This window comes from Vibrio sp. 1402, from assembly GCF_033340275.1.
In genome coordinates this window covers 378242-397161 of sequence record NZ_JAWOWE010000001.1, presented here as the reverse complement: position 1 = coordinate 397161, position 18920 = coordinate 378242, and the positions used below count along the sequence as shown (strand labels likewise).

Annotated in this window: 14 protein-coding genes and 2 pseudogenes; 7 read left to right on the top strand and 9 right to left on the bottom strand. The window is 45.3% G+C overall.

Features of this window, described 5'->3' with window-relative positions; genetic code table 11:
* Positions 1-2: 2 nt before the first annotated feature.
* The 6 genes from R7044_RS01615 to R7044_RS01585 all read right to left on the bottom strand — a co-directional run bounded on the left by R7044_RS01615 (position 3) and on the right by R7044_RS01585 (position 9479).
* The gene (locus R7044_RS01615; RefSeq protein ID WP_225455311.1) at positions 3-2708 is read right to left on the bottom strand and encodes a GH92 family glycosyl hydrolase; all 2706 of its coding nucleotides are present in this window, start codon (positions 2706-2708) and stop codon (positions 3-5) included.
* Between the two features lie 47 nt (positions 2709-2755).
* Positions 2756-4054, bottom strand: coding sequence for a glycoside hydrolase domain-containing protein (locus R7044_RS01605; protein ID WP_225455310.1), 1299 nt, complete (start codon positions 4052-4054; stop codon positions 2756-2758).
* Positions 4055-4175: 121 nt separating this feature from the next.
* Positions 4176-5576 carry a fructose-specific PTS transporter subunit EIIC gene (locus R7044_RS01600; RefSeq protein WP_005453038.1) on the bottom strand — a complete coding sequence of 467 codons (1401 nt, stop codon included), beginning with the start codon at positions 5574-5576 and terminating at the stop codon, positions 4176-4178.
* Positions 5577-5587: 11 nt separating this feature from the next.
* A complete protein-coding gene (locus R7044_RS01595) occupies positions 5588-6028 on the bottom strand; it encodes a PTS sugar transporter subunit IIA (RefSeq protein ID WP_064376240.1) in 441 nt (146 codons plus the stop codon).
* A gap of 233 nt (positions 6029-6261) precedes the next feature.
* The gene (manA, locus tag R7044_RS01590; RefSeq protein WP_373924679.1) at positions 6262-7479 is read right to left on the bottom strand and encodes a mannose-6-phosphate isomerase, class I; all 1218 of its coding nucleotides are present in this window, start codon (positions 7477-7479) and stop codon (positions 6262-6264) included.
* Between the two features lie 92 nt (positions 7480-7571).
* Entirely contained in the window at positions 7572-9479 is a 1908-nt protein-coding gene (locus R7044_RS01585) for a fructose-specific PTS transporter subunit EIIC (RefSeq protein ID WP_053349240.1), read from the bottom strand.
* 385 nt (positions 9480-9864) lie between these two features.
* Here R7044_RS01585 and R7044_RS01580 point away from each other — a divergent pair, with 385 nt between their 5' ends.
* Entirely contained in the window at positions 9865-10707 is an 843-nt protein-coding gene (locus R7044_RS01580) for a helix-turn-helix transcriptional regulator (protein WP_029802624.1), read from the top strand.
* 34 nt (positions 10708-10741) lie between these two features.
* Here R7044_RS01580 and R7044_RS01575 read toward each other — a convergent pair whose 3' ends face one another.
* Positions 10742-11518 (bottom strand): PTS sugar transporter subunit IIA, encoded by a 777-nt coding sequence (locus tag R7044_RS01575; protein WP_033906396.1) that lies wholly within the window; start codon positions 11516-11518, stop codon positions 10742-10744.
* A gap of 8 nt (positions 11519-11526) precedes the next feature.
* Complete coding sequence (locus R7044_RS01570; RefSeq protein WP_005463048.1) at positions 11527-11829, bottom strand: PTS fructose transporter subunit IIB; 303 nt, start codon at positions 11827-11829, stop codon at positions 11527-11529.
* A gap of 267 nt (positions 11830-12096) precedes the next feature.
* Here R7044_RS01570 and R7044_RS01565 point away from each other — a divergent pair, with 267 nt between their 5' ends.
* The 6 genes and pseudogenes from R7044_RS01565 (at position 12097) to R7044_RS01545 (ending at position 17633) form a co-directional block, all read left to right on the top strand.
* Positions 12097-13965 carry a fructose-specific PTS transporter subunit EIIC gene (locus R7044_RS01565; protein WP_033906397.1) on the top strand — a complete coding sequence of 623 codons (1869 nt, stop codon included), beginning with the start codon at positions 12097-12099 and terminating at the stop codon, positions 13963-13965.
* Between the two features lie 132 nt (positions 13966-14097).
* Positions 14098-14877: pseudogene (locus tag R7044_RS01560) on the top strand (IS5 family transposase).
* Positions 14878-15193: 316 nt separating this feature from the next.
* Positions 15194-15833 (top strand): annotated as a pseudogene (locus tag R7044_RS01555) (sodium:calcium antiporter); the annotation flags it as partial.
* 221 nt (positions 15834-16054) lie between these two features.
* Entirely contained in the window at positions 16055-16285 is a 231-nt protein-coding gene (locus R7044_RS28595; RefSeq protein ID WP_373924676.1) for a mechanosensitive ion channel domain-containing protein, read from the top strand.
* Between the two features lie 87 nt (positions 16286-16372).
* Complete coding sequence (locus tag R7044_RS28590; RefSeq protein WP_372061284.1) at positions 16373-16513, top strand: hypothetical protein; 141 nt, start codon at positions 16373-16375, stop codon at positions 16511-16513.
* Positions 16514-17057: 544 nt separating this feature from the next.
* Positions 17058-17633 (top strand): hypothetical protein, encoded by a 576-nt coding sequence (locus R7044_RS01545; RefSeq protein ID WP_033906398.1) that lies wholly within the window; start codon positions 17058-17060, stop codon positions 17631-17633.
* Positions 17634-17944: 311 nt separating this feature from the next.
* Here R7044_RS01545 and R7044_RS01540 read toward each other — a convergent pair whose 3' ends face one another.
* Positions 17945-18919, bottom strand: a complete 975-nt coding sequence (locus R7044_RS01540) for a M23 family metallopeptidase (RefSeq protein WP_053349235.1) — start codon at positions 18917-18919, stop codon at positions 17945-17947.
* Between the last annotated feature and the right edge of the window lies 1 nt (position 18920).

The following is an 18920-nucleotide window of genomic DNA, read 5'->3' as shown; positions in this document are numbered from 1 at the left end:
GGTTACTGCGCTTTCATCGCTTCAGATTTGTCTGAAGTCATGACGAAATGCAGCTCACCACCGTCTTTCAAATCGCTGTGCGCGAAGCTGAAGTTGTCACTCAATTGTTTGCCGTTGATGGTCACCGACTTAACGTAGATGCTCTCTTGGCTGTTATTTTCTGAGGTGATGGTGAATTTACCGTCCGCGACTGGAATCACGGCTTTGTCGAACAAAGGACGACCGATGGTGTAGCTTGCTTCGCCCGGAGTGACTTGGTAGAAGCCCAATGCAGACATCACATACCACGCCGACATCTGACCGACGTCTTCGTTACCAATCAGACCTTCATGCGTTGGGTGGTAGAACTCGTTCATCGCTTGGTCGACAATTTCTTGTGTCTTCCATGGCTCTGCTGTCCAGTTGTATAGGTAAGGTACGTGGTGATCTGGCTCGTTCCCCATCACGAACTGACCGATATAGCCTGACATGTCGTGTGACTGGCTTGTATCGGCGTTGGAGTCCGCATTAAACAGCGCATTCAAGTTGGCTAAGAATGCCGCTTTGCCTTGTTCGGTTACGTCTTCAGGAAGAGAGAAGTCAGTGCGGTCGATGTGCTCGCCGCCCATCACGTTGGCCAGACCGTTCAAGTTGTGCGGTGCAAACCATGTCCATTGCCATGTGTTGCCTTCGGTAAAGTCTTCACCACGGCGCTCAGCACGGTAAGGCCAGAACACATCGCTTTCGTTGAGTGCTTTGCGGTCTTTACAGGCGTTGTAGTCCATACCGTCTGGGATAGACAGCGCCATGTTCTCGTCCAAACATTCGGCTTTCAGGTTGTTTGCCCAAACCTTGCTGCCACTGTTCATGTAAGCCGGACGCATAAAGCCCGTCGCACCCAATGCGTTGCCTTTGGTGTCTTGCAACTTGCCGTATTGTTCTGGGTTGTAATCGAAGTAGTTCTTGAACGATTCAGAGCGTGCCATGTAGCGGTCGTACTGCTGGTCGTTGCCCGCAAGTTTAGCGATCTGAGCGATACACCAGTCGTAGTAAGCGTTCTCAAGACCGTAAGACACCGATTCGTTCACAAGCTCGTCGTACTTATCGACTTTTAAGCCTTCTACGTAACCCGGTTTGTCACCAGAATCCGGCGCCCATTTGGTGTTGGCTGGAATAAAGCCGACGTCTTCTTGGTAGTCGTTGTGACGAGTCATGACCGTGAAGCGTTTGTCACCGTTCCAAGCGTCTTGGTAAGGCACCCAGCTTTCGGTTTTATCAAGGTTGAAGTTGACCGTTTCGTCAGCGGCTTTCAACGCCAAATCAAACTCAGCTGCGGTAAAGGCTTCTGGGTGTTTGACCATGATATCGGCGATAACCGAGACCGCAGGATGACCGACCATTTCACCGGTGTAATCCGAGTGCAGTTCCCATTTTGGCAGCACGCCGCCCGTTTGGTATTTGTTCAATAGATCGCGTGCGTGTTCAATTGCGCGGTCTTTATCGATGATGGTTTTCAGTGGGTGTGCGGCGCGGAAGGTATCCCACATTGAGTACACTGAGTAGTTCACTAAGCCATCTTCTGCTTGGTGCACTTTGCCATCCATGCCACGGTATTTGCCATCCACATCTTGGTATAGGAATGGAGCAACAAACGTACGGTAGAGCGAGGTGTAGAACATGGTTTTGTCGGCTTTGTTGCCACCTTCCAGTTCAAACTCGCCAAGGATGTTTTCCCAAGCCACGCGGTTTTGTTGTACGACATTGTCGAAGTCCCAACCGTTAGTGTCTGCTTCTAGGTTTTTCAGTGCGCCGTCAACGCCAGTGCCAGAAATCGCTACTTTGACCACCAATGGCTCATCGCTCTTACCAAAGTTCAAGTGAGTCAGGACATCGTTTGCGCGTTTTGCCAAACGTTCTGGATCAGGTTCTGGTTCGCCCGGCATTGGTTTGTGCTCTGCGTAACCACGGTAATCTTCTAATCCGACTTCCGTAGCGTCGGTTGGAGTCAGTTTGCTTTCAGAAGCCAGCTTGGTGTACAGGTTTTCTTCAATGATTGGATCAGAGAATTCTGCCGCGAAGAACACGGTTTGCCATTGACCCCATTCGTTTGAGGTACGCGCGCCTACGACGGTAGTATCGTTAACGCGTTTGTAGTAGATGCTGCGAGAATGGTTGCCGTATTGCTCCAACAGTTCGTGTTGCAGGTCGATACGTACTTTGCGGTCTTCACCCGGTTTGAAAGTGTAACGCTGGAACGCCACGCGGTCGGTTGCCGACAGCTCAGCTTTTACACCGGTTTCTACAAGGTCAACCGAGTAGTAACCAACCTCTGCCACTTCCGAGCTTTTATCCATGGTCACGGCATCGGTATTAAAGCCTGTGTATGGCAAGAAAGCGAAGTCGTTTAGGTCGCCTTTACCTGCGCCAGAAATGTGGGTCATTGAGAAGCCAGAAAGCAAGCTGTGCACAGGATCGTATTCGACAGGTGAGCCTTTACCATTCCAACCGTTTGGATCGAAGTTATCTGGTGACGGTTGAATCATACCTTCTGGCATCACTGGCGATGGGTTGACGTTGCCAAGACCTTTAGTGCCGATCAAGGTATCAACGAATTCCAAAGTAGGGGTAGAGATAACTGGAGCTTCTGGATCAGAGTCGCTGCCACAACCAGCAAGACCAAGCATGGCGGTTAACACTGCGGTAGAGAGTAGGGTTCTTTTTAGTTTCATTGTTTTTATTCCACGAGAAAAGGGGACACGAGGTCCCCTCAAAATCATTATTCGCCTAGGTTGGCTTGCATTGCTTCAGACTTGTCAGCCGTCATCACGAAGTGCAGTTCGCCGCCTGCTTTGAATTCGCTGTGCTGGAAGGTGTTGTACACATCCAGAGGCTTGCCGTTGATGGTCACTTCTTTGATGTACATGTTGTCTGGACCGTTGTTCTCAGCCGTTACCGTGAAGGTGCCAGAACCAATGTCTACCGTCGCTTGGTCGAAGTTCATGCCCGCAACTTCTGTCATGTTAAGAGAAGCACCAGACTTGCCATTCTCGCCGATTTCAACGTTTGATAGCGCCAATTTCGCTTCAACCGTTAAGCCGTCTTTGGATGTGTCGAACTCAACGTAAGCGCGTGCGTATTGATACTTGCCACGTGTTTCGTTACCGATTTCCGTAATGCCTTCTGGCACGTCCATGTAACGACCTTGCTCTTTATCGTAGTAAGCAAAGCGAACGTTTTTGATTGGTTGGTCGAATTCCATCACGAAGAATTCTTTTTGGCTTGGTGCCCAGCCGTCAGAGAAACGGTGACCTTCAAGACGGTTATTGTCTTTGTCCCATTTCAAGTAAGAATCAGAGGTGTAGTCCCAGTTAATTTTGAAGCCAGTGTTCACGATGATTTCTGACTTCTCATCACGAGGGAAGGTGTAACGGTGTACACCAACGCGATCTGACGCCGTCAACTCAGCTTTGATGTCGTAATCCAATAGATCGACTTTGTAGTAGCCTGCCGTCGCTTGCTCGTCACGATGTTGGAAGCGAGACGCTTCTAGGTTTAGCGTTGCCGAACCTTCATCAATCATGTAATCCGAACGCGAGTTGATTGGCATGACGAAAATGTCGTTCAAGTCGCCAGCACCTGCTCCGGAAAGGTGGGTATGAGAGAAACCGGAAGTACGTGCGTCGTGGTAGTAGTAGCCTGAAATGTATTCCCAGCCGTTAGAACCGTTGTTTGGAGAAAGCTGCACCATGCCGTGTGGTGTGGTTGCACCAGGGTAGGTGTTGCCTAGGTTACCTGTGCCGATGAATGGGTTGACGTAGCGTGTTACGTCCATATCGGCGAAATCTACCGGAATGTGAACGCCCATGTCGATTTCAGGTGTTTCTGGGTTTGGCTTGTCATCGCAGTCGCCATCGCCAACTGGAGGACATACTGGCTTGCCGCCGTCAGGAATATCCGGCAGTGCAGGGTTGGTGTCACCGCCTTCATAAATGTTGGTTGTGTCGTCGTTACAGCCAGTCAGACCGACTAGACCACTGAGAACTGCGCAAGCGAGTAGGGAAGGTTTGAATTTCATTTTTAAAGCCTTGTAAATTGTAGGGTTATGTAATTAAAAAAATCAGGGGTATTACTAAAACTTAAAAACTTGAAATAGAGCCCTTTGGGGGAAAGGGCTCTTAGGGGGAGGAGCTTAAGGTTTAAGCTTTCACAAGAGTCGCTGCGTTACGCATCGCTTCTTTCGTTGAACACTCAACAACGTTTGCTTTTGCAAAGCGGTGAGCGTCTTTTACTTGGATATCGTGAGCTAGAATAACCAGCTTCGCGTTTGCTACATCTAGGTCAGTGATGCGGTTCTGGATACCGTTTTGACCTTGAGTTTCTACTTTGATTTTCAGACCTGCTGCTGCACCTGCTTTCTCTAGTGCTTTCGCTGCCATGAATGTGTGTGCTACGCCAGATGGGCAACATGTTACTGCTACGATGTCGTACTCGCCTTCGCCTGCTGCTGGAGCCGCTTGAGCTTGTGCAGGTGCTGCTTCAACGATCTCGTCTTCTGCTTCTTCTTCAGCAACTGGTTTCCAGAAGCCAACGATAACTGCTGTTGTTAGTGAGCCTAGTGCGATACCCACAACGTACATTGGGATGTTGCTTGATACAGGAGCTGTGATTAGACCGCCCCATGGTGCGTGTAGCAGTACGTCTGTTAGGAAGCCGAACACACAGCCAACGATACCACCAGCAACGATTGAAGGAAGAACGCGTACAGGGTCGTTTGCTGCGAATGGGATAGCACCTTCAGAGATACCGATAGAACCCATGATTGCTGCTGCTTTACCTGCTTCTTGCTCTTGCTTAGTGAACTTCTTCTTGAATAGGAATGTTGCTAGTGCCATACCTAGAGGAGGCGTACAGATTGCGATACCAACACCACCCATTAGCCATGGTTGAGTATCAACTTGAGTTTGAGCGAATAGCGTTGCTACTTTGTTGATTGGACCGCCCATATCGAATGCAGTCATACCACCAAGAATCGTACCTAGAACCACTTTAGAAGCGCCAGCCATAGAAGCTAGGAATTCGTTCATAGACGCCATGAAGATCTTGATTGGCTCGCCGATACCCCATAGAACGATACCTGCAGAGATAAGCGTACCTAGTAGAGGGTAGATGAAGTAAGCGCCCAACGCAGTCATGTTAGCAGAAAGAGGGATCTTCTTAAGTTGGAATACCACACCACCTGCGATGAAACCCGCTACGATACAACCAAGGAAGCCGCCGCCCATGTCAGCCATGATGCCAGAAGAGATCATCGCTGGTGCTAGTGCTGGTTTGTCTGCAATTGAGTAACCAATGAAGCCACCAAGAATAATTGGGAACAGCACCAGACCTTTAATACCGATATTAGAAATATCAGCCAATAAACCGTCCGCAGGAACCGCACCTTTACCTGATGCCATTACCGCTAGCGCCAGTAGTACACCACCCGCAACGATAAATGGAAGCATGTGAGAAGTACCGAATAAAAGGTGACCTTTCATGGTACTTAGGATTTTTTTGAAATCGCTATTATTACTAGCTTGAGCTGTGATTGTACTCATAATTTCACGCCTTATGAATTAATTAAAATATTTAGTATTTGGTTTTCGTCTTTTACGTTATGAATATCTTCAATAAACTCTTCGCTAAATTTACCGAATAATTCTTGAAGAACATAAATATGGTGGTCGGCACCGTTATCTGGTGAGGCAATCATGAAGAATACGGTCGGTTTGACTCCCTCTTCGTCGCCATACTCGATGCCTTCGCGCTTTACGCCAACAGCGATTGCAGGCTCTGTAACCGCTTTGCTTTTTGCGTGTGGGTAAGCGATGCCGTCCATTGAAGTTACGCTTAATGCTTCGCGCGCTTCGATGTCGGTTAAAAAAGCCTCTTTGCTGCTGATTCGATTATTTTCGAATAGCATTTGCGCTAGCTCTTCAAAGACTTCTTTTTTATTATTTGCTTGAAGGTTGCCTTTAATTAAATTGACGTTTGTTAGTTCTGTAATCATTTTTTGACTCATTGGTACTGAAGTAATGAGGCAAATTTAATTAATGTTACGGTTTTCTGAAATAGTAAAAAAAAACCAATAACTATATTTTTGTATCACACAAGCTTAAGTGTGATTTAGCTCTCCAATATATCAATATAAAACTAGGATGAATGAATATCAAAAGCCAATAACGGCGGTTATTGGCTGAACTATAAAATGTAACAGTATGAAGGAAGCTTAATTAGCGTTCACTAACTGTGAGCGCGCGCAACACGACCTTCACAATCCAAAGTGACCTGTTTTGCGTAAGCCGGAATGAAAACTGATTGTCCTTTTTCAACCACGCATGTTTCACCGTTTGCGTGAGTTAGCACAAGTTTGGTATCCAGAGGCATAAGGATCTCAGCGGTTTGAACTTCTAGAGTACGCTGGTGAGCTTGTTTAACGATGGCGAATTTGAAATCGTCCACAGGAATTGGGTATTCCAACATATCGTCGATTTCAGTCGGTGCAAGCAATAGGCTGTCGAATGGCTTCTCATTGAAGCGTGTACATGCAACAAGCTCTTTCACGTCCATGTATTTTGGTGTCAGACCTGCGCGCAGTACGTTGTCTGAGTTTGCCATGATCTCAAGACCTGTACCTTTTAAGTAAGCGTGTGGCGTTTCTGCATCCAAGAACATAGCATCACCCGGTTGTAGGGTAATCACATTAAGCATCAGTGGTGCAAACAAACCAATATCGCCAGGGTATTGCTTCTCTAGCTCAAGAATAAGGTTGAACAGAGGTAAGTCGGTGATGCGAGCTTGAGCCAATAGCACCGTCAACGCCATCTCTTTCTGTTCGCCCTCTAGTGACAGTAGACCCGAGAAGAAGGTCGCCAAGCCCGTTGGCGTTTGGTTTGCGATTAGATCATCTACCAAACCTTGTAGCTCAGGAATCGCCAGCTCAGAGAAGAAGCTGATGATTTCACTTGTTGGGCGGAATCCATTCATCGCTTGGTATTCGGTTAGCGCGTAAACCAATTCTGGTTTGTGGTTTGGATCTTTGTAGTTACGGTTTGCAGCGGTTAGGGGAATGCCTTGTTTTTCTTCCAGTGCAAAACCTAGTTCTGCTTGTTGCTTGTTTGGGTGCACCTGAATCGACAGCGCTTTCTCAGCGGCAAGCACTTTAAACAGGTATGGAAGTTCACCAAAACGGTTTGCGACTTCTTCACTCAGAAAAGCATTCATGTCTTGAGCAATCAGTGAAGAGAGTTTGGTCTCCTTGCCGTTCACCATCACCACTGAGCAACCGTTTGGATGCGCGCCCATCCATACTTCTGCTTGTGGTTCGCCCGTTGGGTTTTCAATGCCAAACAGTTGGTTAACAGAAGTAGTACTGCCCCAAGCGTAGTTTTGAATCACGTTGTTCATCAGGAAAAACGTCGGATGCGCAGCTTGAGTTTGAATCGTTTGTGTATCGGACATCGTTAAATCAGACATAGAGTGTCACCATGAGAGAAAATCATGGCTTGGGCGACATTGCCCAAGCCATAGGAGCCATTTGGGGGTAGGGGTGATTAAGCGGCTGCTTGCATCATTTTTGCTTTACGTACTTTCTTCAACGTTACACACGTTACTGCGGTAACCGTTGCGCCAGCTGCCATACAAATCAGAGCAAGGACTGGGTGGTTCATCGCGCCAAGTAGAGCGACAACTGGACCGCCGTGAGCAACGCTGTTGGTGATGCCGAATGAGAACGCCATTACTGCCGCCACCATTGAGCCAAGTACGTTTGCAGGAATCACTGACATTGGATCTTGCGCTGCGAACGGAATAGCACCCTCAGAGATACCAACCAGACCCATTGCACCTGCTGCTTTACCTGCTTCGGTTTCTGATTCTTCGAACAGGTCGAACTTACGACCAAGCGCCGTTGCCAGTGCCATGCCTAGAGGAGCAACAGGGATTGCACACGCCATCGCACCCATAAATTGAGTTTGACCGCTCGCAATCATGCCCACAGAGAATAGGAATGCGACCTTGTTGAATGGACCACCCATATCGAAGCCAGCCATACCACCAAGTACGATACCCAGTAGAACGACGTTACCTGTACTCATGCTAGTTAGTAGCGCAGTCAGACCGTCCATTAGGCTTGCGATTGGCGCGCCGATAACGAAGATGAATAGACCTGCGATGAATAGCGAACCTGTGATTGGTGCGATCATGATTGGCACCAAAGGTTGGATGAATTTGTGGTAGTTAATCGACGTAATCCACTTCACGAAGTAACCCACAAGCAGACCTGCGATGATGGCACCGATAAAGCCTGTACCAGCGTCTGCGCCGTAGAAAGAACCGTTGTTTGCAATCCAACCACCGATCAAGCCAGGAGCTAGAGCTGGGCGGTCAGCAATCGCGTAAGCAATGTAACCGGCAAGGATTGGGATCATCAGCGTAAAGGCAACCACACCTACGTTGAGGATTTGGTTCCACATGCTGCCTTCAGGAATTGCCATGCCCGCTTCACTTGGTTGACCACCGACTGCAAGAGCAAGTGCAATCAACAGACCACCTGTTACAACGAATGGGATCATGTGTGATACGCCGTTCATCAAGTAGCGGTACAGATCAGAGCGAGCCTGAGAGGCTTTGTTTGCAACAGACGCTTGTGCATTGCTGCTTGCTTCTGCTTGGTATTCTGGAGCGCTTAACGCTTCGTTAATCAGACCTTGAGCATCGCGGATAGGGGCTTTTACGTTAGTTTTAACCACGCGTTTGCCCGCAAAGCGGTTTATGTCGACTTTTTTGTCACACGCTACGATGATTGCGTCTGCACGTTCGATTTCTTCTGCGGTTGGGCTGTTTTTCACACCGATTGAACCGTTCGTTTCAACCTTGATTTCGTAACCCATCGCCGCTGCACCTTTCTCTAGCGCTTCTGCCGCTAGGTAAGTGTGCGCTACGCCCGCAGGACAACCAGTAACACCAATGATGAAGCCTTGGTTTGCTGGTGCGTCTGTCACTGCTTGAGGCTCTTCTTTAGCAAGTAGAAGTGCCAGTGCGTCTTGGCTGTTTGCTGCACCTAAAAACGCATCGATGAAACCATCTTCAATCAGTTTTGAAGACAGTTCTGCAAGTACTTCGATGTGGTGGTTATCGCCACCGTCTGGAGAAGCGATCATGAAGAACAGCTTTGAAGGTAAACCGTCTTCCGCGCCGTACTCGATACCTGATTTGCTTACGCCGATCACAACCGCTGGTTCAATGACTGCTGCACTTTTTGCGTGTGGGATAGCAACGCCATCCTCAAATCCGGTATTACCTAATTCTTCACGTGCTTTTATATCTGTTAGAAATTGCTCTTGGTCTGAAATACGACCTTGGGCGTGTAGAACTGCAACCAGTTCTTTAAATACGTCTTCTTTTGAAGACGCTTTAAGATCAAGCTTAATTAAGTATTCATTTATTAGTTTGGTGATCATTATCGAACCCCTATAAATATAATTTTTATTTCAGAGGTATTTTTAAATTACTGAGAAAAAGACTGTAGTGAATAAAAAATGCATTTACTGGAGGATTGTAACCGACTAACTATAGTGTGATTTAGATCGTTCACTGGACAAATCTAGCTGCATATCTGTGACATGATGGATAAGAAGCTAAACGATAAGTGAAATGTGGCTTTGCTCCCATTTAAAAAGGGATTGAGTGTTTTTGATAGAGTTTTTGTTACTGGAAAATTGATGCGTTAACTGGGTTTTTGTAACATTAAAATGGAAGTGTGATTTTGCTCAATAGCACAAAAATCCAGTCCGGTGTATATCTATAGTAAATAGCATCATTGATGCATATATAGAGTGTGAGACAATGATTTTTCATGATTTAATTTCAGCGGTATTAAATGAAAGAGAGCCATTTCATAATATTTGGTTTGCAGGAGATTTTCATACGCCGCCTGAATTTAGCTATCAAGTTAATTTCCCTCGCCTAGAGTTAGTTCTGGATGGGGAATATATTAATGAAATGGAAAGTCATGATCGAAAAGTAACGCACATCGTTGCTAAAAAAGGCGACGCGATATTTATTCCACCTAACTGTTGGAATAAACCAGACTGGGATACCGATTGCTCAGTGTTAAGTATTTTGTTTGGGCGTCGACAACTTGGGTTAAGTTTGGTGAGCAAACGCAAAGGTGAGGCAAACTTTTACGATATTCAAAAGCATAGCATCCAAACACGCTCAGGATTTGCGATAGATAACATCTTAGAAGCGTTGAGCTCACTGGCTCGTGAGAATACTAAAAAACCAATGGATGAGCTTTTACTGCAAGCATTACTGCAATACGCGAAGACGATGTTGGATGCACCAGTCGAGCAGCAGTCACATAGCCGTGTGCAAGATCTCTATCAAGGGATTTGTATCTACATTCAAGAGAACTTCCATCGCCCAATCACACGTGACAGCATTGCGTTGAGATTCAGTATTTCCTCGAACCATTTGTCGCGCTTGTTCCGTCAGCAGGGGCACATGACCTTGGCAGACTACATTACTTGGGTACGCGTGGATCGTGCGAAGTTTATGCTCAAAAAATACAACTTCAAACTCAATGACGTGTCAGTGCGCTGTGGATTTAAAGACGTGAACTATTTCTGCCGAGTATTTAAGAACCGTACAGGCAGAACGCCGACGGAATATCGTGGTTCGATTTAAGCCTTCAGTCAGAGTGCGTAAATTATAGAGAAGTTTAGGCGAGCAGCCTCGACATGGCGTACATCAGCAGCGCTTGTAAGTCGACGCTGCTTTTTGTTAGTAGTAGGCGTTCCGCTATTTGATCGGTAAGCAGATTTCGTGTGAGGTTAGTAGCCGCAATGATCTGATCTCGGGTCGGCCTTTCTGGCATCACCAGTGCTATAGTCAGATGAACATCACCCATCTTTGAAGCCCAATCCATCGACTTTTCATTTGCAATAACGGCAATGGAAATGTGGTCAACACCTGAAAACATCACATGCGGTAGAGCGATCCCCGGAGTCACGCAAGTTGATGAACGTTCTTCGCGTTTAATAAAAGCAAGAATCAGTTCGTCGGGATGAATGGGGTGGATCAGCTGAGCTAATCCTTTAAGACATTCAAACTTGGTGAGCTCGGTATGCGCTTTGGCGTAGTGCCATTTGATTTCACAAGGTGGGCAAATTTGCGGTAAACGCTCGGCCAGTTGGCTAGAAAACTCATAGTTGATATGAGATCCCACCACCGTAAAGTGTTCAGCAATCATGTCTTTGATGACGAAGCAGGCCAGCTCTGCGTCAATGCCAATCGCTGTGATTTGACACAAATCACCTTGTTGTAGACCTGCTTGCAAAATCGCCACGGACTTGGTGAGTTCCGCAACACGATTTTGCGTTACATTAATGATATGTAAGGTACTTTTGAACTTCTTTGCCACTCGATTGAGTGGCTGAGCAAGGTGCGCACTGGCATTTGCATTATCGACGAAAAAGGTGATTTGGTATTCGTTCATCTGCAAATTTAGTCGCGGCAGTGGACGAGGAATACTTTGTCGACGTTCAGCAAAACCTCTTCAATGGGGATTTGAATTTTGCGCGTCCCTTCGAATCGGCCTGGTTGTTCTATCTCAATATCCGACACGATCAAAACCCGATCCGCTTGAGCAATATCGTGAGGAGTGAGCTGATTCTCTATCCCCATCGCACCTTGCGTTTCTACTTTAATTTGCACGTTATGTTTTGGCGCAGCTTTCATGAGTGCATCTGCCGCCATATAGGTATGAGCGATGCCTGTAGGGCATGCTGTCACCGCTACGATTTTCATGTTCTATCCATTTTATTTTTTGTGGATATTAACACAGCCACCGCAGATTGAATTGATTTGAGCTGGATTAACGCAAGAGCTCTATCACAGTTTGAATCTCATGTTACATTAATCCAGTTAATGCACTTTTAGTCCTATATATCAAAGGGTAGGCACTGGTTAATCTATGCCCAAATAAAATGAGTAGGAACGCATACGAGCCAGGGGATCCTGTATCTCAAACTCACTTGGGTATATATTCGAGCGTGAATATTGGAAGGTAAAGCAATGGACATCACAAACCTAATTGAGCTGGAAACGATATGTTTAGATCTAAAAGCTCAAACCAAAGATGAAGCGCTCAAAGAGCTGGTCGATATGCTAGAGGCCGCTGGCAAGCTCAACAGTCAAAGCCAGTTCTTGGCAGATATCTGGAAACGAGAAGAGATCGGTAACACAGGATTTGATGATGGTATTGCGATCCCTCATGCCAAAAGTGATGCTGTAGCGCAACCAGCTGTCGCGGTCGGGATCAGCCGTAATGGGATTGATTATGGCGCCGAAGATGGCGAGCTGTCCGATGTGTTTTTCATGCTGGCGTCTCCAGATGGTGATGATCATCATCACATTGAAGTATTGGCACAAATTTCCACCAAACTTATCGAAGACGGCTTTGTTGAAAAGCTCAAGCTGGCTCAATCGCGAGAAGAAGCGCTTGAGATGCTGACTGATATTCAAACCCAATCCAATGAATTTCTCCCGACTTCTTTAGAATTTGCATCAGACCCCCTGAGCCCTTGGGCGCAAAAACTTGGCCGCATTAAAGAGCACCTGCTGTTTGGCACATCCCACATGATCCCGTTTATTGTTGCGGGTGGTGTGTTGTTGTCGTTGTCGGTGATGATCTCTGGACACGGTGGTGTACCACAGGAGGGCATTCTGGCCGATATTGCCCAAATGGGGATTGCTGGCCTGACATTGTTTACTGCCGTTCTTGGCGGTTACATTGCTTATTCCATTGCCGACAAGCCGGGCCTTGCGCCGGGTATGATTGGGTCTTGGATTGCGGTCAGTCATTACAATACGGGTTTTTTAGGTGCAATTGTGGTCGGCTTTTTCGCCGGCTTTGTGGTTTGGTTGCTGAAGAAAATTCAACTGCCGGACAGCATGAGTTCGCTCGGCTCGATCTTTATCTACCCACTGGTTGGTACGTTTGTTACCTGCGGCGCAGTGATGTGGGTGATTGGTGCGCCTATCGCCAGCGCAATGACGACCATGAATGATGTGCTGACGGGGATGGCGGGCTCGGGCAAAGTGATGTTGGGTACCGTACTAGGTGCAATGACCGCGTTTGATATGGGCGGTCCTATCAACAAAGTGGCGACTTTGTTTGCTCAGACACAAGTAAATACTCAACCGTGGCTAATGGGTGGTGTCGGTATTGCGATCTGTACTCCGCCGCTGGGCATGGCGTTAGCGACTTTCCTATCGCCAAGTAAATTTAAACGTGATGAACGTGAAGCTGGTAAAGCAGCGGGCATCATGGGCATAATTGGTATCAGCGAAGGAGCGATTCCGTTTGCGGCGGGCGACCCAGCTCGCGTCCTGCCTGCGATTGTTGCTGGTGGCATTGTTGGTAACGTGATTGGCTTTATGTTCCACGTAATGAACCATGCCCCTTGGGGCGGTTGGATTGTTCTCCCTGTCGTGGATGGAAAAATTGGTTACATCATCGGCACGATTACGGGCTCAGTTACCACTGCATTGATCGTGATTGCACTAAAGAAAACCGTCACCGAAGATGAAAGCTACACTGGTCATTCTCAAGTATATGGTTCCGTTCAAGGCGAAGGTGAGGCAGATGTTTTGGCGGTTACATCTTGTCCATCAGGTGTGGCACATACGTTCTTAGCGGCGAAGTCATTGGAAAAAGCGGCTTGTGCACTCGGCATTAAGATTAAAGTCGAAACTCAAGGGGCGAATGGCGTCATCAATCGAATTACCGAGAAAGACATCGAGAAAGCGAAGTTTGTGATATTTGCTCATGATGTCGCGATCAAAGAACCGGAACGTTTTCGAAAAGTAAAAGTGTTGGATGTCAGTACTAAGGATGCCTTGCTTCATCCAATTGCTTTATTGCAAAACAAGAATGAATAGCTATCTTTTAGTTAGCACTTTCTTCGTTAAATTTACTATATATTTGGTCGACTAAGTCGGTAAACTGGCTCCAATTTGGACTATCGAGCACTACCTCAGAGTAGTACGATCTTGAAACCAGTTTGGCCATGGATGACATCTCTAATCAACCGTGGTTCTCTCACTTTCTGGATTGATGAAGAAGCCATTCGCAAGTGGAAGCAGAATAAGCAAGGTAAACGTGGTAAACCTTTTTAGATCAGCGGCTTAGCCATTATCACTGTGCTTATAGTGAAACGAGTTTTCTCAATACCGTTGAGAACATTGCAAGGGTTTATCGATTCTGTTTTTTTCATTGGCTAACGTCCCTATAGCCTGTCCACATTACAGTTGTATCAGTCGAAGAGCTAAGCAAGTCGAGGTTTTATTTAAACCAAAGACTAGAGGTGTAATATATCATCTAGCCCTCGATGCGGCAGGTCTCAAGGTCTATGGTGAAGGTAAACGGAAGGTCAAGAAGCATGTAACTGGCGGGAAGTGTAGAGTCTGGAGAAAATGGCATTGAGCTATCGATACCAGCACTTACGAAATCGTTGCGGCAGAACTGATTTTATCTAATGTTACCTATGCAGAAGTCCTCCCTTACTTGCTCAAGCAAACAAGTCGTAAAATCATAGCGATATTAGGTGATGGCGCTTATGACACAGGGGATTGTCACGATGTCATACGTATCCAAGTGTAAGTGGAAAAAAACGATACGGCTACCATAAACGCTCACTATCAGAGACAGCAATGTATCGAGTGAAGAAGTTGTTAGTTGAGCGGTTAAGCCTGAGAAACTACAATGTTCAGGTTGATGAAACTTACGCCATGATTAAAGAGTTGAACAAACTTACAGGGTTTGGTATGTCTGAAACTCAGTGTGCAGTATGAGAATTGCTCAACTTCAGGCTGTTTGGTGCTCTGACCGAATTACGAAACAAAGACCCGTTTGGTTCTAAAAGCACTCGTCTGGACTACCGATGTGAAGAATATGAAGAGTTAGCTAAAACAGAATCAAATAAATTTGGCAGAGGAGAGAAAATGAATCGAGATATAGGTTTATAGGTTTCGCCTAGCTATTTAACAAAGTATTTAAGATTGATTCGAAACACGTGGTATTACCAGTTCAAATTGAGTTTAGTGTTTACGGTGCAATGAATTTGTTCTGATCCATTGATACTGAATACTCTCGTAAGGGACTTTTTCCATACTTTTAGTCATTACGCTTGACGTTGGTGCAATGCTATGGAATCACCATATCAGCACGTTAGAAGCCTGGACTTTGATTGGTGGATTCATGCTTTTGATTGGTTGGTCAATCTGGAGCGCACTACGCTCAAAGGGAGACTACTTAGAGCTACGAACTGTCTAGCCAACGTATGTCACAGAAGTCTTCCATTTTCTGGCTGTTTACAGGGTTAGTGTTACTGATTATCAGCTCGCGCATTTTGGTGTGGGGAGCTGTGGAAATCGCACAACAACTCGGTGTCAGCGATTTATTGATTGGCCTAACTATTGTGGCTTTAGGAACGTCATTACCCGAATTAGCGGCATCTATAGTGGCGGCTCGTAAAGGCGAGCATGATATAGCTGTGGGTAATGTGGTAGGCTCAAATATGTTTAACTCCTTAGCAGTCATCGGTATTGCGGGCACCATTGCACCTATTGCCAATATTGGTGCTGAAGTCTTCTGGCGTGACTGGACATCGATGCTTTTTGTCACGGGATTACTGCGGTTGACCGCCGCTCGTTTTGGCAAATCACAGACGATTTCTCGCAGTGAAGGCGTTGTTCTGTTGGTGTGTTATTTGGGATACAACAGTTCTCTAATCTATGGAGCGCTTTAATACATAAATATTGAACAGTGAACTTATTGAGTCACGCAGTAAGATGGAACACATTACGGTTTTTTATGATACGCGTTAGGCACTCGTTGTGCTGATCTTGCAAAATACGCTCTTGACAATTTTATCTTGGCTTATGTGGTATCCAAGCTCGTCAACCTCGGGATATTCAAAAAGACAGACAAAGTCAGTGGTGGAGATGAAATTATCGCTCGCTGTCTCAAGTGGCTTCTTATGCGGTTTGTTTAGTCGCACTTGTAGATGTTGCCAGTTTGATAGCTTTAGTGGGTGCAGCGGGTTTAGCGATTGGTTTAGCTCTGAAAGGCACCCTGAGCAACACTGCCGCAGGTATCATGATTTTATTTCTGAAGCCGAACAAAAAAGGTGGGTTTGTTGAATTCGGAAGCTGCTCAGGTAGCTTGGTTGATATTGGTTTATTCACTCCCGTGTTTTAGACGGCAGATGGCCTTTACATTTCTAGTTAGAACAGTGTTATTTGGAGCTCAACTGTTTGTAATTTTAGTCATAGCAACAAACGTCGTATGTATATCATGGTTGGTATCTCTTACCAATATTTAGTCGAGGTCGGGTTGAACGTACTTAAAGAACTGGCGTTATCCCAAGCGCATATTCTTAAAGATCCTGAGTCTCAAGTAATTGTTCGCATGCTGGCTGATAGTTAGATTGGCCTCCAGCTTTGCGTCTGACGTCCAACGGATAAATACTGAGAAACCTATTGGTCGGTGCAGAAGCAAGTGAAGCTAAATATCAATACGGCTGGGTTAGCTATATTCCTTTTCCCGCAGAGAAATCTTTACATGAAGTGGTTGTACAGTAATACTGAAGGTAACTTTCTTACCTATGGTTTTTTAGTAAACTGTCGGGTTCACAAAAATATCAACTTATGGTTCCTTTAAGTGATATCAACAAATGGTTGCTTTTTGAGTAAGCTATTGAAGTGAAAGAAATCGTAGATATCACTTTATGGTTGTTTCGATAGGAGGTTCGAATCATTATGAGCCGTAAGTAGCGCTCTTTTTGTCTCAGTTTTCTTAGCGGCGATGTATTCGTGTATACATGCAACGGTTTTTAGAGATAGGTTGGAATATTAGTCGAAATTTGAAACTGTAAACGCGTTTTTGGGACTAGAATTAAGTATCATGAAGATAATATTTGTCATTATCTTCAAATTCTTGTGAAGAAAGAACCAGTTTGGAAACTAGCTTAATGAGTATATATCAGGTAAGAAACCTCAATCGTTACTTTAAAGTTCTTGAGCATGATCCGTATCAGAGGGCCATAGATGCGGGCGATGATGATCTGTTGAATAGGCTTTTCAATGAGCCAGTAAGAGCAGAGGGCTTGTCTGATGTTTGGGTAGAAGAGAGTGTTCAATTTACGGCTCACTACAAGACATCGGTAAAAACCCCTGACATATCTGTTTGGGGAACGTGTTTAGTACTGACGCTGCGAGCGGCTGAAGTGCTTAAACCATACATTGAAACAGATGGTGAGTTTTTACCTATAGTGATTGATGGTGAGAAGTTTCAGGTTTTCAATGTCATGAGCTTTGGAGAAGAAGACCAGGAAAATACGAAACACGAATATATTGATGAGCATCCGGTTGGCTTGACGTCGCTTAAGTTCATCGAGTTGAGCGTTGCAGATAAGTATGTTTTTAAGTCGTTGATGCAAGGGTGTAACTTGCTGTATTGCGATGATAAGCTAAAGAACTTGTGTAATGAACATGACCTGCGTGGTGTCGAATTCGATCTCGATCTACTAGATGTGTTCGACTACTAGTATACTAGTAAGCCGTTTCATTTTTATTGTCTCGTAGTTACCAATTGATTTTTTCTGTGACTACTTAGTAATACTAGTTATGAGTTTCTTTTATGTAATAACGTTTATTGTTGAATTTCTGAGTTTGAAACGTGATGTCACAAAGTATCAATTCATGGGTATGTAAATAAAGATTAGAATCATTAAGAGCCGCATGTAGCGGCTCTTAATGATCCTGAAATTGGTTAGTGGCGACAGACTACGAAGCGCTCAGAAGGTTACGAGGACTCGCTTCAGATAAATGAAGAAAGAGCGAATCGAAGTGGCTGTTGTTACCTATTTGACTGCTCATACCGTTGCCATTCCGCTGTTAACTCTGCTTTTTCTTTTCTCGCTGCAATCAGCATTTCTATATTTACGTCAGTGTTTGGGTGCCTTTGAATGTATCGCTCGTAATCAACCGGAACACCATTGATGTGCAGTTCAAGATGTAAATGCGGCCCTGTTGTTCTTCCTGTGTTACCCGTTTTCCCTATCACTTGTCCTCGGCTGATCTTCTCACCAACATGGACGTTGCGCTGAGATAAGTGTAGGTAGCGTGATACAGAGCCATTTGTGTGGCGGATATTAATGTAGTTGCCGGCAAAACGGTTGTAGCGGGACTTTAAAACGATGCCATCAGCAATACTACGAATCGGTGTACCTACAGGTGTGGCATAATCAGTGCCTAAGTGCGGAGTCGTTATATTGGTCACTGGATGTGTTCGCTTTAAGTCATAGTCAGAGCTCACTCTGTAGTTTTTATCAAAGGGTGAAGAAAACATGAACTGATTATTTATCGATACACCATGCTCATCAAATACGTTACCGTGACCATCATTGATAATAAATAAATCAGTTTTACTGCCTAAATAGTAAAAAGAACTAATGTAAGTTTCATTTTTACTATTTAATTTAGTTCTTAAGATAAAGTTATCACCTCTTTTAATAGAGTCAATAATATTAAACTTGCTTTTGATAAGTGCTAATAGCAAGTTGATCTCTTTTTGACTCACTCCTGATTTTAATAATGAAGCGACAAAAGAGTATTCAACAACACCGATAGTGATTTTTTGCCTACGAGTATTCTTATTAATTGGTGGCTGCACATTCTTACTTTCGAATTCTAAAGGCTTGATGGTAGGTAGTCTATCCACAGGAGTGAGGAAGTAGTGAGAAAGCGATACGCTAATCAATATGATTAACGCAGTAGTGATAAGGGCTACGGTAGGAGCTTGCACACTCCTTTTTATTATTAAAATAGTCATT